14 protein-coding genes are annotated in these 15,546 nt (G+C 65.2%); 8 read left to right on the top strand and 6 right to left on the bottom strand.

Annotation, left to right across the window (positions count from 1 at the left end):
* Window positions 1–18: 18 nt before the first annotated feature.
* The 3 genes from F2P44_RS16660 to F2P44_RS16670 all read left to right on the top strand — a co-directional run bounded on the left by F2P44_RS16660 (window position 19) and on the right by F2P44_RS16670 (window position 4,424).
* Entirely contained in the window at window positions 19–1,050 is a 1,032-nt protein-coding gene (locus tag F2P44_RS16660) for an OmpA family protein (protein ID WP_167088174.1), read from the top strand.
* A gap of 397 nt (window positions 1,051–1,447) precedes the next feature.
* A complete protein-coding gene (locus F2P44_RS16665) occupies window positions 1,448–3,502 on the top strand; it encodes a S9 family peptidase (RefSeq protein WP_229423583.1) in 2,055 nt (684 codons plus the stop codon).
* A 1-nt stretch (window position 3,503) separates the two neighbouring features.
* Window positions 3,504–4,424, top strand: coding sequence for a YqhG/Tai3 family protein (locus F2P44_RS16670; RefSeq protein ID WP_167088175.1), 921 nt, complete (start codon window positions 3,504–3,506; stop codon window positions 4,422–4,424).
* 39 nt (window positions 4,425–4,463) lie between these two features.
* Here F2P44_RS16670 and F2P44_RS16675 read toward each other — a convergent pair whose 3' ends face one another.
* Together F2P44_RS16675 and F2P44_RS35575 are read right to left on the bottom strand one after the other, a co-directional pair.
* On the bottom strand, window positions 4,464–5,648 hold the full coding sequence (locus tag F2P44_RS16675) for a glycosyl hydrolase family 18 protein (RefSeq protein WP_229423584.1): 1,185 nt from the start codon (window positions 5,646–5,648) through the stop codon (window positions 4,464–4,466).
* 54 nt (window positions 5,649–5,702) lie between these two features.
* Window positions 5,703–7,565, bottom strand: a complete 1,863-nt coding sequence (locus F2P44_RS35575) for a glycoside hydrolase family 64 protein (RefSeq protein WP_229423585.1) — start codon at window positions 7,563–7,565, stop codon at window positions 5,703–5,705.
* Between the two features lie 824 nt (window positions 7,566–8,389).
* Between F2P44_RS35575 and F2P44_RS16685 the strand changes: the two genes are divergently transcribed.
* Together F2P44_RS16685 and F2P44_RS16690 are read left to right on the top strand one after the other, a co-directional pair.
* On the top strand, window positions 8,390–8,764 hold the full coding sequence (locus F2P44_RS16685; RefSeq protein WP_167088176.1) for a YajD family HNH nuclease: 375 nt from the start codon (window positions 8,390–8,392) through the stop codon (window positions 8,762–8,764).
* Window positions 8,765–9,143: 379 nt separating this feature from the next.
* The gene (locus F2P44_RS16690; protein WP_167088177.1) at window positions 9,144–10,079 is read left to right on the top strand and encodes a calcium-binding protein; all 936 of its coding nucleotides are present in this window, start codon (window positions 9,144–9,146) and stop codon (window positions 10,077–10,079) included.
* Window positions 10,080–10,137: 58 nt separating this feature from the next.
* On the opposite strand, the gene F2P44_RS16695 is transcribed toward F2P44_RS16690, so the two are convergent.
* From F2P44_RS16695 to F2P44_RS16710, 4 genes are read right to left on the bottom strand one after another with little or no spacing between them, the layout of a single operon-like run.
* Window positions 10,138–10,554 carry a hypothetical protein gene (locus F2P44_RS16695; RefSeq protein WP_167088178.1) on the bottom strand — a complete coding sequence of 139 codons (417 nt, stop codon included), beginning with the start codon at window positions 10,552–10,554 and terminating at the stop codon, window positions 10,138–10,140.
* 27 nt (window positions 10,555–10,581) lie between these two features.
* Complete coding sequence (locus F2P44_RS16700; protein ID WP_167088179.1) at window positions 10,582–11,334, bottom strand: DUF4386 domain-containing protein; 753 nt, start codon at window positions 11,332–11,334, stop codon at window positions 10,582–10,584.
* Window positions 11,335–11,375: 41 nt separating this feature from the next.
* Window positions 11,376–11,633, bottom strand: a complete 258-nt coding sequence (locus tag F2P44_RS16705; protein WP_167088180.1) for a hypothetical protein — start codon at window positions 11,631–11,633, stop codon at window positions 11,376–11,378.
* Window positions 11,634–11,642: 9 nt separating this feature from the next.
* On the bottom strand, window positions 11,643–11,975 hold the full coding sequence (locus tag F2P44_RS16710) for an ArsR/SmtB family transcription factor (protein ID WP_167088181.1): 333 nt from the start codon (window positions 11,973–11,975) through the stop codon (window positions 11,643–11,645).
* 377 nt (window positions 11,976–12,352) lie between these two features.
* On the opposite strand from F2P44_RS16710, the gene F2P44_RS16715 reads away from it, so the two are divergent.
* The 3 genes from F2P44_RS16715 to F2P44_RS16725 are packed head-to-tail and all read left to right on the top strand — an operon-like array spanning window position 12,353 to window position 15,516.
* A complete protein-coding gene (locus F2P44_RS16715; RefSeq protein ID WP_167088182.1) occupies window positions 12,353–13,471 on the top strand; it encodes an acyl-CoA dehydrogenase family protein in 1,119 nt (372 codons plus the stop codon).
* A 10-nt stretch (window positions 13,472–13,481) separates the two neighbouring features.
* Complete coding sequence (locus F2P44_RS16720; protein WP_167088183.1) at window positions 13,482–14,336, top strand: phosphate/phosphite/phosphonate ABC transporter substrate-binding protein; 855 nt, start codon at window positions 13,482–13,484, stop codon at window positions 14,334–14,336.
* Entirely contained in the window at window positions 14,314–15,516 is a 1,203-nt protein-coding gene (locus tag F2P44_RS16725; RefSeq protein ID WP_229423586.1) for a ferritin-like domain-containing protein, read from the top strand. The genes F2P44_RS16720 and F2P44_RS16725 overlap by 23 nt, the downstream gene beginning before the upstream one ends.
* Window positions 15,517–15,546 lie beyond the last annotated feature (30 nt).

Below are 15,546 nucleotides of genomic sequence, written 5' to 3' on the forward strand. Positions count from 1 at the left end.
CCTGACATGAGAATGACAATGAAACCAACCATTATTTCCCGCCCGCGCGTTGTGCTGTTCGCCGCCATGGCTCTTGCCGTTCAAGGCGCCTTGGCGCAAACGCTGACCGCGCCGGCGGAGCGCATCTCCGACCAGGCGATCGTGGCCGACCAGGCTGGCTACAAGGCCTTGCAGCAGCGCGTGAAAGCGCTCAACGACAAGGGTGTCCCGGTCAGCAATTACTATCTGTCGAAGGCGCAGTGCTGGCTCGACGTGTCGCTGCATGAATACACCCGCAACGACCGTTCCGCCTTCCCGCAGCAAGCGTTGGCGCAGGGTGCTGCCATCGTGGGCGCGCTGGAAACGGGCGCCACGCCCAATCCGGGCGACCAGACCCCGCTGGTGAACGACGCGGCCAAGCTGCGCGACGACCTGTGGGCGCGCTTCGGCGCAGTCAAGAGCGGCGCCGGTTTCAGCTGTGCGGCGCAGAAGGTTGCTTGCGCCGAAGTCGAGCTGGTGCATGCCGGTAACGAATTCAATCAGCAGGGCTGGCGCCATGCCAACCCGTACATCCAGATTGCCGAAGACAATCTGCAAGCGGCGCAGGCCTCGGCTGCTGCTTGCGGCGGTGCGCCTGTGGTTGTGAGCAAGATCGAGCCGGGTACGCCGGCCCCGGCGGTCGTGGTCGAAAAACTGACCCTCGCGGCCGACGCCTTGTTCCGCTTCGACAAATCGGGCTTGCCTGACTTGCTGCCGGCGGGGCGCGCGCGCATCGACAGCATGATGATCAAGCTCGATGGCGTGTATGCCCAGATTTCCGGCATCAAGCTGACCGGCTACACCGACCGCCTGGGGACCGAAGCGTACAACCAGCCGCTGTCGGAAAAGCGCGCGGCGACGGTGCGCGAGTACATCCTGGGCAAGGGTTTTGCGGGCGAGATCGTCAGCGCCGGCAAGGGTGAAGCGGACCAGGTCGAGGCTTGCACCGGTGTGGCGCCGCGCGCCGCGCTGATCGGCTGCCTGCAACCGAACCGCCGCGTCGAAGTGGAAGTGACCGGCATCAAACGCTAAGACTGGCTGCCTCCGGTCAATGCCGCAGCATGTCAACAGCCGAACCGGGGTCTGACCTCTGATTAGAAAGATTTTTAATCAGAGGTCAGACCCCGGTTCGGTTTTGCGTTAACGCGACGGTTTGGTCGCGAATACGGCACGCGCTGATACTCCGAAACGAATGGGGAACGCGATTGGGGTTCAGAGCTTTAATTGGCAACAAAATTGTTGCTAATGAGAGCTCTGACCCCGGTTGTAGGAGGTTTTACAGTGGCTGTAGGAGTGGCTCTGCGGCCCCGGCTCCATGTCGGTGGTTGGCTGCAAGACACGTTTTTAGCTGCCCAGCGCAATCGAACTTGGTATGATGCCGGGGCCATGTGGTTCTGCTGGCACTTTCATGACTCTTGGGGATGATGCAATGATGGGACGTTTGTTCATATTGGGGGCAGCCACACTGGCTGCCGGTAGCGCGCTGGCTGCGCCGCGCGGGTTCACGGTCGAGGATCTGGTGAGGATGGAACGGGTCGGCGCGCCAGCCCTCTCGCCCGACGCCTCGCGCGTGGTGTACACGGTGCGCAGCACCAATATGGAGAAGAATCGCGGCAATACCCAGCTGTGGATGATCGACTTGCGCAGCGCCAAGCCCACCCCGGTCAGGCTGACCGAAGGCGAGTCCAACAGCACCGATCCGGAATGGTCGGCCAAGGGCGACGCCATCTATTTCCTGTCGGCCCGCTCGGGTTCGTCGCAGGTGTGGCGCCAGCCGGCCGCTGGCGGCGCGGCCGTCAAGGTCACCGACCTGCCGCTCGACGTTGAGAATTTCCGTCTGTCGCCGGCGGGCGACCGTCTGGCCATGAGCCTGGCCGTGTTCCGCGATTGCACCGACCTGGCTTGCACCAAGACACGCATGGACGAGAAGGCCAAGAACAAGGCCAGCGGCAAGGTCTACGACCGCCTGTTCGTGCGTCACTGGGATACCTGGGCGGACGGCCGCAACAGCGTGCTGTACTCGGCCCCGCTCGATGCCAGCGGCAAGGTCAGCGCGGCGCCGGTGAGCCTGTCGGGCGGCATCGATGGCGACGTGCCCTCGAAACCGTTCGGCGACCGCGAGGAATACCGCTTCAGCCCGGACGGGAAAAGCGTGGTGTTCGGCGTGCGCGTGGCCGGCAAGACCGAAGCCTGGTCCACCAATTTCGATATTTACCAGGCCAATGCCGCCGGCGGCGCCGAGCCGCGCAACCTGACCGCCGACAATCCGGCCTGGGACAGCAAACCGGCGTTTTCACCGGACGGCAAGACGCTGGCCTACCTGGCCATGAGCCGGCCCGGCTTCGAGGCCGACCGTTTCCGCATGGTGTTGATGGATGTCGCCAGCGGCAAGAAGCGCGTGCTGGCGGAGAGCTGGGACCGCTCCATCGCCGACTACAAGTGGCGCGACGATGGCAAGGCCCTGCTGGCCACGGCCGACGACGTCGGCCAGCATCGCCTGTTCTCGATTGATGCGGCCAGCGGCAAGGTCACGCCCCTCAGCGACAAGGGCTATGTCAGCGCTTTCGATACGCGCGGCAAGACGGTGGTGATGGCGCAGGCTCATCTGCAATCGGGTGCGCAACTGTTCAAGAGCAGCAACGGCGGCGCTGCAAGCCAGCTTACGCAGTTGAATAGCGAATTGCTGGCGGACGTGCGCTTCGGCGAGTCCGAGCAGTTTTCCTTCACCGGCGCCAAGGGCGAGACCGTCTACGGCCACGTGATGAAGCCGTGGAATGCCACCCCCGGCGTCAAGTATCCGGTCGCTTTCCTGGTGCACGGCGGCCCGCAGGGCAGCTTCGGCAATGCGTGGAGCTACCGCTGGAATCCGCAGACCTACGCCGGTGCCGGTTACGCGACGGTGTTCATCGACTTCCACGGTTCTACCGGCTACGGTCAGGCGTTCACCGATTCGATCAGCGGCGACTGGGGCGGCGCGCCGCTGGACGACTTGAAGAAGGGGCTCGATGCGGCTGTGAAGAAATTCCCATGGCTGGACCGCGAGCGCAGCTGTGCGCTGGGAGCGTCCTACGGCGGCTACATGATGAATTGGATCGCCGGCAACTGGTCGGACGGTTTCCGCTGCCTGGTCAACCACGACGGCGTGTTCGATACGCGCGGCATGGCATACGCGACCGAGGAACTGTGGTTCACCGAGTGGGAAAACAAGGGAACTTACCTGGACAATGCGGCGGCGTACGAGCAATTCAATCCGGTGCATTTCGTGAAGAACTGGAAGACGCCGATGCTGGTGGTGCAGGGTGACCTGGATTTCCGCATTCCGACCTCGCAGGCGCTCGGCACCTTTACCGCGCTGCAGCGCCAGGGTATCGACAGCAAGCTGCTGGTGTTCCCGGACGAGAATCACTGGGTCTTGAAGCCAGCCAATTCGGTACTGTGGCATAACACGGTCAAGCAATGGCTCGACCAGCACCTGGCGCGCTGACATGCCACGCTACAAGAACCGCGTTCTTGCGGCGGCGCTGTGTGGCGCACTTGCCCACAGCGCCGGCGTGCTGGCCGCGCCGGCCGCCAGCGTGCCGGAGGCAAGCACGCCGGTCGCACTGATCACGGCGTTTTACCGCGACTACTTCGCCAATGAGGCGGCGGCGAGGAAACGTTATCTGGACAGCGGCGCTTTCTATTCGGCTGGTGCGCGCAAGCTGCTCGCGGACAACGACTTCGCGTGCCGAAAGGTGGCGCGTGGGGACGATATGTGCGGCTATGGCGCCGATGCCGACAGGTTTCTCGATGCCCAGGACAGCGATGCGGACCTGACCTTGGCGTCGTCCGGCTTCACGGCCAGGCCGGTCGGGGCGAACGCGGTGGATGTGTCGTTCAGGGTGTTTCCCAAGGCGGCCGATTCACGGCGCACCATGCGCTACGTGGTGGTGCGGGAAGGCGGCCAGTGGCGGGTCGATGATGTGCTGCGTCCAGTCAAGGGCGTGTATACGGCCAGGAACAGCATGCGTCAGGGCATCCTGAGCGAGATCGCGGCTATTTCCAAGGCTGCGCTCGACGTTGCCGATGCCTCAAGCTGGGTCAACACTTATGTGGAAGAGCAGCAGGCGGACCGGTTTGCGCGCTTTGTCGCGTTCCCCGTGACGGTCTGCGTCAAGCAGGATGCATGCGTGCCCTATGCGCAGGACGATGCGCGTTTGCCGGCGCTGGTAAAGACCTTGCACGATATCTACTTCAAGGCCGGGGCGGCCCAAAAAGGCTTGCCGGCAATCGCCGCCGGCAAGCAAGGCGCGGGTGCGCCCAAGGAAGATAGTGTGGTGCGCAGCGGTCCGTTCGACTACACGTTCCGGCATGGCGCGTGGTGGCTGTCGCGGATCGATCCGCAGCGGGCGAGCGCTCCACGATAAGCCGTCGCCGTTCCCGCCCTGGCGCGGGAACGATGGCTATTACGGGTTGATCAGCGGCGCAACGCCGTTGGCGAAGGGCCAGCCCTGCGCTTCATCGGTATGAATACTCCAGTCGAAGCCGCCGCGAATGTCCGGGTGGTTGGCCTTGACCTGCTTCCAGGTCGTAATCGCCTGGTCGCGGGTCATGTAGTTGGTCGCGTTATCGATGCCGAAGCCGACCACCACATGGCTTGCGCCCAGCAGGCTGACCCACTGCCTGATGTTTTCCACCACATACGCCGGATTGGCGAGGTCAGGCCCATCGTAGTATTGCGGCGCGGCGTAATCGAGCGCACCGGCAGCCGCCATCGCGCGGCAGAATTCCTTGTCGACCGGATTCCATGGTGCCGGTGGCGCGGAAATGATGAAGCCCGGGAAGCGTTTCTTCAGTTCCAGGCTGATCCAGATCATTTCCGCGGTGTCCGGCGTCTGGTTGCCTTCGAAGGTGTTCCAGTCCATGCCGTCGATGCCGCCCAGCTGCGCGTGGATGGCGGCGATGCTGTTGACGAAGGTCTGCGATTTGCTGCGGTTCGGGAAGCTCATGCCGTTGCCGGCGCCGCCGACCGACAGGATGATCTTGCGGCCCTGGGTGCTGCGCGCGTACTGAATGTCGGCTTTCAGCTTGGTCGCCGCGCCACGGCCGTTGCCGGGCGCGCTCCAGGTGACGGCGCCGGTGCTGCCCGGCGGGCCGCCCACCGGGGTGGCGGCGAACAGGTAGATCAGGTTATAGCGCGCATTGACGTCGCGGATGCGCAGCGGCGATGGGGTCCAGTTCGGGTAGTAGCCGGCGGTGATCTTCTTCGCTGCGGCGACGCCGCACGTGGTCTGCGCCCAGTACCAGGTGCTGATCGTGGGCGTGGTGCCATCGCTGCCGTTGCCGGCGACCTGCACCACCTTGTAGTAGAGTCCATTCGGCGCGTACAACACCACCGTGCCCAGCGGGTAGTTGATGCCCGCGCTCCAGGTGACGGCGTTGCACGGCGCCACGGCGGCCGATGCGCCGGCGGCCGTGCCGACGCCCTCGGCTTCCCCGGGGCTGGCGCTGGCCGCCGCGTCGAGCGTCATGGCGCTGGGCCGGGCGGCGCTGCTGTTGGCCGGGGCGCTGTCGGACGCGCCGCCGCCGCAGCCGGCCAGGATGGCGCCGCCGATGGCTGCCATGCCCAGGTATGTCAATAAGTTCTTCATGTCGGTACCCGTAAAAAAGAGGGGAAGGGCGGCCGCCGGCCGCCCCGGCGCGGCTTACCAGCCGATGGTCACGGTGGCCGTGGTCGGCGCGGTGGTATGCACCGACGAGCTGTAATTCCAGACGTCGTCGTAGGCGAAGCCATAGGCCAGCTTGTTGATGCTGTGGTCGTGCCAGAACTTGGCATACCAGTTGGCCGGCTGGCCGGCCGGGTAGAAGTAGGCCGCGTTGCCCCAGTGCGCCGGATCTTCCACCACGTGGCGGTTGATTGCCGCGCACAGCTGCGCCTGGATCTGCAATTGCTTGTCATAGGCCGGCGTGCCGCCGACGGTGCCGCTGGCGTCGGCCAGGGTACCGCTGCCGAGCAGCGCCATCGCCGTGGTCGGCTTGCGCACCCTGTAGGTGCCGGCGCCATCGGTGAACTCGAACACGCCGTTGACCACCTGGCCGCTGAAAGTGCCTTGCTGGTTGGTGAAGACCAGTTTCTGGTTGGTGTATTTGTTCCAGATGGTATTGATGTAGCCGTCGAGGTAAGTCGCGTTGGCGCCGCCGTTGTTGAAGCTGGCGTGGGCCGGCGCGATGATGCGGTACGGCGCGTACGGCGCCTGGCCGAGGCCCTTGAACTGGGCCGGAGCGCTGGCGACGAATTGCGAGATCAGCGCGGCGCGCGTTTCGGTTTCACCCACGGTCTGGTCGTAGCCGCCCAGGCCCTGCAAGCGCAAGGTGACAGGAAAGCCAAAGTGGTCGACCCGGGTGGTGTTGCCGAAGAAGCCGCCCTTGGGCACGATGGCCATCTCGACGAAATCGAAGTAGACGTCGATATTCGGATCGGAGGGATTTTCGATGTTGGCGCCGGCGTAGCCGAGGTTGCCGTTGACGTCGGCATTGACCTGGATGTACATCGGGCTGCCGACGCTGAGCAACAGGCGCGCCGAGTTGAGCGGTGGGATGGTGATCGACTTGAGCTGCGCAATGGTGTGGAAGTAATTGGTGTAGGGCTTGCCGTTCTTGCTGAGCGCGCCGTTGTCGCTGAGCGCCATCGGCACGAAGCGGCCGGCCGCGTCGACGTGGACGAATTTGCCGCTGGTCCAGTCCTTGCCGATGATGGCCCAGTACACCTGGCTGTCCGGATATTGTCCGCGCGTGCCGTTGACCAGCTTGAAGGTGGTCAACTGGTTCCAGGTGCCCGGATCGGGGGGCGGGGTGGAGCCGGACGGCATCGGTACGCCGGGCAGGTAGCAGCGTTTCGGCACGCCCGGAATCGGGTCGCCGAACACGCCGCTGTTGCAGTCGGCGCCGTTGCTCAAGGTCCTGGTGAAGAACTTGCCATTGGCGCCGTACAGCAGCACCTGGGTGCCGCTGAAATTGCAGCGCCCGTTCTCCGTGGCGCAGCGGGTCCAGCTGGTGGGCGCGCGGTCGCAGTGCTTGGCCGTGCCGGGCAGGGGATCGCCAAATGCTGCCGTGGTACAGGCGGCGCCGCCGGTCACGGTTTGCGTGACGTAGGTGTTGCCGGCCCCGAAGCGCACGGTTTCGGTGTCGCCGAAGCCGCACTGGCCGTTTTCATTGGCGCAAAACGCGAAGCTGCTGGTGATTTCGCAGTGCTTGGCCACGCCAGGAGCCGGATCGACGCCGAAAGTGCCGCTATTGCAGGACGCGGCCCAGTCGAACTTCTTGCTGGTGAAGCTGGAGCCGGCGCCAAAGCGCACCGTCTGGTTGCCGGTGAAGATGCAGTCGCCATTTTCGTTGGCGCAGAAGGTCCATTCGGTGCTCGAGGGCGCCGAGGAGGAGGCCAGCGTCGTCGCCAGCGTGGCGGCTCTGGGTGTGCCGATGGCGGCGCTGCCGGATGGTGTGCCGCTGAAGCCGCTCAGCAAACCGATGCCGAGCACGCCGAGCGAGAGGAATTGAAGCAGTTTTTTCATGGTGCGGTCACCTCGTGGAAAGTGGCCGTTGCCTGCGCTGGACGATGATGCATGACGGCGGCCTTTGTGGTTGATGCGCGATGCGCAGTGGTCGGAACCGGCCGCCTGGCCGGCTCCCGCGAAAACCCGCTGTGCAGCATCCGGATGGGTGCCGTCACAAGGGGGAGACGTTGCTTGAACGATTGTGTGTCTGGATGGATGCCGGATATGGGAGCGCTTCCAATGTGGATGATGGTTTGGTATCGAAATATCGCAGCAGGCAAATATTTCACTCAGGACTTGTATTGGGTTGATAGGACGGGATCTGGAACAGATCGTCGGGGATGTTGCAGTATTACCGTCTATTAAAGCGAGGTCAACAGAGGTGAAACGCAATCTAACTTGAGGGCTGGTAAGAACAGATGGGGCGGCGGAATGGATTATTGACCAAGTAAAATCCGGCGAATGGCAAGATGCTTTGCGCCTGCAAGGGCAGCCCGACAAGACCACTTGGCCATGGACGTTTTTCCGGCCGCAGCAGGGCCAGGCCGGCATGATGGGACGGTCTTCCATACCACTTGCATCGCAATGCAGGCAGGCAATGCCTGTCGACGATCGAAAGTTGGCCGGCTTGATGGGTGGCCCGGACAGTGCCAAGGCAATGGGCGGCTTGCTGAATTAGTGAAAATGATGTCTTCTGGCGGCCACAGATTGCCTGTTTTCCGGTGATATTGCGATGGCCGATACGCCGGGCGAGCCGCCCGATCCGCTCGACCCCCGCCGCAAACTCTGCGACAATCCGCTTTCTGCCGCAGCATGCGGCAACGTGATAGAAAGCCCTGTGTATGACATTGCCTAAAAAACCCGACGCCGCCCGCCTCGACAAGATCGTGGCCGAGGCCCGCAAGGCGGCGGAAACGCGCGAATCCGGCTACCGTGCGCGTTCCCTGAAGATGTATCCGTGGATTTGCGGGCGCTGCATGCGCGAGTTCACCAATGCGAACGTGTCGCAGCTGACCGTGCACCATCGCGACCACAACCACGACAACAACCCGCCCGATGGCAGCAACTGGGAGCTGCTGTGCCTGTACTGCCACGACAACGAGCACTCGCGCTACCTGGAAGCGGACCGCGGCGCCGGGCTGCTGTCGGCCGAGGTGGCGCCGGCCACCCACAACCCGTTTGCGGCCCTTGCCGGGCTGATGAAGAAAAAGGATTGATCCGGCGGCAGCGGCGTCGCTGCTGCTCAACAAGGACGGTGTGCCGGCGGCCGTGCCGGCATGGTTCTTCTTCCAGCACATGTCGACTGTCGCATGGGCGGCGCCATGGCTGCCCGCGTATCCATCACCGCCATGCGCATTGAAACACGCGTGAGCGCATTCGCCGGGCGCGCAGCGCACCGGTTTCGCTGGCCCGGCGCCCATGGCCGCGGACTCAAGCGGTTCAAATTGTCACTTATCAACATTTCCCCCTCGCATGAGTGACTTGCGTCCATAAAGTTTCCCAATGAAAAGTTATATTTACCGGGTGTCAAGCTGATGCCGGGTGCCGGCCGGCCCGGCCGCCCGCGACCCGTGTCGCCCTTTTCTTGGAGAACTCATGACCACCACCGTACGCAGCCCTCTCGACGCCCTGTACGCGGGCGACCCGTTCGTGCTTTGGAACATGGACCAGAGCGTGGCCGTGTCCGCCGCCTTTGCCTCCCTGTCGCAGGCGTCGGCAGACGTCGACATGGAAGCCATGATCCTGAGCGGGGACGATGGCGCCACCGCATACTGGTTCCTGCCGGAGGATGAATTGCTGTCCACCCTGTGGACGGGCGAGTACGACGGGGAAGGCAGCGCTTTCGAGGTAGTCATCGGCGTGCAGGCCAACGACATCCTGCACGGCCGCGAGGGCGCCGACCTGCTGTTCGGCCAGGATGGCGACGACCTGCTGCAGGATGTGCGCGGCAATAACCTGCTCGACGGTGGCGCCGGCGACGACCTGATCGAAGGGGCGGGGCAGAGCCTGTACGTCGGCGGGGCGGGCAACGACGACATCACCGCCTGGGGCGCCGATTTCACCATCGCCTTCAATCGCGGCGACGGCCTCGATACGGTGAACTTGTGCGCGCGTGGCATGGCCACCATCTCCCTGGGCGGCGGCATCGGCGAAACGGATGTGGCGCTGAGCCGCTCGGGCAGCGACCTGATGCTCATGACCGGCGCGGCCGAGGGCATGCTGCTGGCCGGCTGGTACCAGCGTCCGGCGCCGGACAGCTTCCGGCTGCAGGTGATCGATGCCGGCCCGGCCGGCCCGGTCGTGCTCTACGACTTGGTGGCGCTGATCGCCGCATTTGATGCGATGCCGGATACATGGCATCCCGTCGCGCTGCTCGACCAGTTCCGCCTGGCGTCGGACGACAGTCCGGCCGGCGGCGCTCTTGCGCTGCTCTATGCAAGCGATCGCGGCGGCATCGGGATCACCGGCGCCAGCGCCGCACTCTGGTATGACGCCTTCGGCCACAGCGACAGCCTGGGCATGCTCTTGTGAACGCCGATGCGGCATCGTGCGGCCGGGCTGGCGCACGATGCCGCGCGCATGCCCGGTCTCAGCGCACGCTGGCCGACCACGGCGTGCCCGGCGCCCGCACATATTCACGCGCGATGTAGCCCCACGGCAGTACCAGCGGCACCAGCACGATGCCGAGGACGCAGGCGAACAGGGTCTCGGCGGCATACGCGTCCAGGCCCGGTCCCATCCACATCGGCAGGGCGAAGGCGACGACCCAGATGATCTTCCAGGCCAGCTCGAACAGCAGCAGCGGCAGCATGCGCAGCGGATAGCGCAATCCCAGCAGCGACAGCAGGCATAGCGCTCCGAGCAGCGAGCGCACCACGCTGCCGGCATTGGCCGTCACGGCCGGCGGGGCGATGATGGTGGGCCACATGGTCAGGCCCAGCCCCACCACCAGCAGCAGGTACATCGCTCTTAACAGGGACAGTCTCAGGGTACTCATGTCGTTCATGGTGCGGCTCCTTGTGGTGTGCTACGGTCAGTGAAAGGTGAGTGATGGCGACGGCGCGGCGCTGCGCTCCCACGCCGCAATGTCGAGGCCCTTGAACAGCAGGCACAGGCAGAACGCGCTCTCGCCGAGGAAAGATGGCACCAGGATCGCCGGGAACAGCGTGCCGTGCAGGGCAGGGGAGAGCACCATGATGAAGGTGTTGAGCAGGTAGCACAGGCCGGCGAGCTGCATCAGCGCCCCGACCGGGGCCGGGAAATAGCCGGATCTGCGGATCAGGTGGCCGACGATCAGGCACTCTGCCCCGAAGAACATCAGCGCCACCGCGAACGCATACGAGTGGCCGACAATTGCCAGGTAAGCCGTCGCCTGCGCCTGCTGCATATCGATGCCGAGGTGGGCGCCGGCCAGCAGCGGGGTCAGGGCGCCTTGCAGTTGCAGGGCGCTGACGCTTTCGACCGCCAGCGACACCAGCGCAAAGAACATGGCCAGCAGGGTCAGGTTGCGGTTCACCGGACGCAGCAGCACATACCAGGCCAGCGACAAGCCGACCGCGCACAGCAGCAGCAATAACTGGCCGGCGATGCCGACGCGCCACAGCCATTCCGACGCCACGATGCGCTGGGCTGTCTCGGCCGCGTTGCCGGCCACCACCAGGCTGTTGCGGATCAGCGTCTCGCCCAGCAGCCCGATGACGATGATGACGAGGTACAGCGCGCCGGCGATGCGCGCACAGCGCTGCGCATCCTTGCCGCCGAGTTCAATTCCTTGCTGGTACGGCATGGTGTTCTCCCTGGTGAGATGATCGAATCGGCGGTCGCCGCTTACTCGACGTCGCGCAGCATTTTCTCGATGGCGGCCACGCGCGTTTTCAGCTCCGCCAGGTTGCCGTTGATGACCGCCAGCGCGGCGGCGGTTTCGGTCTGGGCCGCGGCTGCCTGCGCCGCGAGCTGGCGGTATGCGTCGTCGCTCGTCAGGCGCGCTTTGGCCTGCTGGATGGCGGCGACATACTTCATGCCGAAAATGAGCAGGACGGTGACCAGCGGCAGGCCGATGGTGATCAAAAAAACGTGTTCGGACATGGTGTTGGCCTATTTCTCAAGGTTGGTGGTAAGGGACTTCACTGCCTCGGCAATCGCCTCGGGCGTCAGCGCCACGGCGAAAGCGGCCGCTTCAAAATAATTGAGCGCCTTGCCATCGTGCGACAGTTCGAGGCGGCTGGTAACGAGGCCGGCTTGTTCGAGTTTCTGGAGATGCAGGTGCAGCAGCGGCCGGCTGATGCCAATGTCGCGGGCAAGCTGGCTGACGTAATTGCGTCCGCCCGCTGCCAGGGCCGCAATGATGCGCAGCCTGTGCGGATTGGCAAGTGCCGACAGGATCGCCAGCAACTGGTCTCCGTCGATTGATGGTTTATTTTCTTTCACCTGTAAAGAATATCTGACACATGACAGGTGGTCAAGCGAATTTTTCGGCGGCTGTGTACTGCGCCGGGAGGGCAACGCCCCTGCCGGGCGCGGCGCGACTCTGATAGACTGCGGCAACTGTTGTGTTTGTCTTGAACCAGCCCGCCGTAACGCCGATGTCAGCTCCCCTGGAACGCTGAACCGGGTCAGACGGCCCGCGTGCGGCTGGGTCGATGTGCAAACGCGGCAAAAGTACCGTTTCCAAGCGCTGCCGCCGGGCAGGTCGAGCAGAACTTGTCGAGGTGCGCGTCATTGCCCGGCTCCCGTCCGGAGCCTTCCTTGTCTTGTCCCTGTTCGCGCATCCGGCGGCATTGATCCGCCATTTTCACAGGGATGCCATGTCTTACCTCCAAACACTCGACACTGTTGTCACCACCATCGTCCTGCCGGCCGCGCCGGCCACCGACCGCGATGCCGTGTTTCCGCGCGCCGCCATCGATGCGCTGGGCCAGGCCGGCCTGCTCGGCCTTGTCAGCAGCAAGGACGTGGGCGGCATGGGCCTGGGCCTGCCCGAGGCCGCGCAGCTGATCGAGCGCCTGGCCAAGGCTTGCCCGTCGACGGCGATGATCGTCTGCATGCACCTGTGCGCGGCCACCGTGCTGGAAAAATTCGCTGGCGAGACCGTGCGCCGCGACGTCGCCGGCGGGCGTCACCTGAGCACCCTGGCCTGGTCCGACAGCGGCTCGCGCAGCCACTTCTGGGCACCGGTCGGCACGGCGCGCCAGGAGGGTGACCACATCGTCATCGATGGCAGCAAATCGATGGTCACCGCCGCCGGCGAAGCCGATTCGTACGTCTGGTCGACCGCGCCGGTCGCATTGGCGGGCGCCAGCACCCTGTGGCTGGTCGACAGCAAGAGCGCCGGCCTGAGCGAACCGAAAGCGTTCGACGGCATGGGCTTGCGCGGCAACCGTTCCTCGCCACTGAGCGCCACGGGCGTGCGGGTCGCGCCGGCCGCCATGCTGGGCGTCGACGGCGGCGGCTTCGACATCATGATCGGCGCCGTTCTGCCGGTGTTTTCGACCCTGATCGCCTCGTCCTCGCTGGGCCAGATGGACGCCGTGCTGGAAGCGGCATGCGCGCACGCCGCCGGCAGCAAATTGGAACACCTGGGCAGTTCGCTGGCCGAACTGCCGACCATCCGCGCCTACCTGGCGCGTGCCCGCATCCAGGCCGACATGGTGCGCACCCTGCGCGACGACACGCTCGCCGCGCTGGCGGCCAACCGTCCGGACGCCATGCTGCGCGTGATGCAGGTCAAGGCGGCAGCGGCCGAAGCGGCACTGGAAGTGACCGACAGCGCCATGCGCGTGTGCGGCGGCGCGGCCTTCCGCAAGGATGTCGGCATCGAACGCTACTTCCGCGACGCGCGTGCCGCCTCGGTCATGGCGCCGACCTCCGACGTGCTGTTCGACTTCATCGGCAAGGCCGTCTGCGGCATGCCGGTATTCGGTTAAGGGGCGCGCGATGAACACACCATTGATGATGGGCGCGGTGGCCTACGCACCGAAAGTCGTGACGATCTGGGAAGGCTTCAAGGAGTACTTCCGGCGCCATGACTTTGAATTCGATTACATCCTGTACTCCAACTACGAGCGCCAGGTCGAAGCGCAGTTCGACGGCAGCATTGCGCTGGCGTGGAATTCACCGCTGGCCTGGGTGCGGGCCGAGCGCATGGCGCGCGCACGCGGCAAGCAAGTGACGGCATTGGCCATGCGCGACAGCGATTGCGACCTGAGCTCGGTGCTGGTCGCGCGCGCCGCGCCGCTGGTGACGCTGGAACAGCTCAAGGGCAAGACGATCGGCTTCGGCGCCATCGACTCGCCGCAGGCGCACCTGATTCCGCTCGACCTGCTGCGCCAGCACGGCATGCTGGCCGGGCGCGATTACACGGCGCGCCGCTTCGACGTCCTGGGCGGCAAGCACGGCGACCATATCGGCGGCGAACGCGATGCCGCGCTGGCCCTGATGGCCGGCGAGATCGACGCCGCCTGGATGATCGACAGTAACCACATGGCCTTCTCGCGCGAAGGCGTGCTGCCGGCCGGCGCTACCGCGATCCTGGCGCGCACGGCGCCGTTCGACCATTGCAATTTCACGGTCAGCCCCGGCGCCCCGACGGAAAAAATCGCGCGCTTCGGCGAACTGCTGCTGGCCATGAGCTGGGACGATCCGGACGTGCGTCCGCTGCTCGAACTGGAAGGCTTGAAGACCTGGCTGCCGGGGCGCGTGAGCGGCTACGACGCGCTGGTGCGCGCGGTGGACGACGAGCGCTTCTACGATGCGGAAGGGAAGATCCTTGCAGCCGACTATCGATATTGAGCATCTCGGCTTCGACGCCGGCGCCCATCTGCTGGTCAAGCATGGCTTGCAGCAGCTGGCGCCGGGCGAGGCGCTGGCCGTCACCGGCAGCGGCGCGGGCTGGGACGGCCAGTTGACGGCCTGGTGCCGCAGCCAGGGGCACCCGTGCGCGGCGCTTGAGGTGGACGGGCGCAGATTGGTGCGCGTGACGCGCGGCGGCGCTGAAGCGGGCCGCTGGCGCGCGGCGCTGCACAGCGGCCACGCCGATCCGCGCGTGGAAGGCGCCATCGCCGCGCAGGCCAAGGCCCAGTGGGGCCTGGCGGCACGCGGCGCGACGGTGGAGGCGGGTTCGCCGGCCATGCAGTTCCGCCTCGACCAGAAGGAGGAAGTGTGGGCCGAGCGCGCCGCCGACCTGTACGCGCAGGCCGCGGCGGCGCAGTGGGACCCGGAGACGGCGATCGACTGGAACGCCGAATTCACCTTGCCCGACATGGTCGAAGACGCAGTGGTGCAGGTGCTGACCTACATGATCGAAAACGAGGTGGCGGCGCTGGTGGTGCCGGCGCGCTTTCTGGGGCAGGTGCATCCACATTTCCGCGAAGTGCAGGCGGTGCTGGCGATCCAGGTGGCTGACGAAGCGCGCCACATCGAGGTGTTCACGCGCCGCGTGCGCCTCAAGGGCCGCGAGCCGGGCCTGTCGACGGCGGGCGGACAAAGCTCGCTCAAGACGCTGCTCGACGAGCAGGATTTTTCGGTGGCCGAATTTTTGCTGTCGGTACTGGGGGAGGGGACCTTCGTCAGCCTGCTGCATTTTCTGCATGCGTACGCGCCCGATCCGGTCACGCGCCAGATCGCACGCCTGGCCGCGCGCGACGAAGCGCGCCATGTCGCCTTCGGCATGACGCACCTGGCGGCGCGGCTGGAACGCGAGCCAGCCTTTCGCACGCGCCTGGCCCATGCGGTCCAGTCACGCAACGATGCGCTGGCGGCCAGCTCGGGCTTGAACGAGGAAGTGTTCGATGCGCTGATCCTGCTGGCGGCGGGCGCAATGACGCCAGCGGCGGTTGCGGCCGGCTACCTGCGCGTGCAGCAGCTGATGGTGGACATGGCCGAAGGGCGCCAGTCGCGCCTGGAGCGGCTGGGTTTTTCAAAAGCCGAGGCGCAGCAGTTGTCGGCCCTGCATACGCGTAATTTCATGTAGCGTCAGCAGAAATAGGATGATCTCGGCAGC

The organism is Massilia frigida (assembly GCF_011682175.1).
Classification (GTDB): Bacteria; Pseudomonadota; Gammaproteobacteria; order Burkholderiales; family Burkholderiaceae_D; genus Telluria_A; species Telluria_A frigida.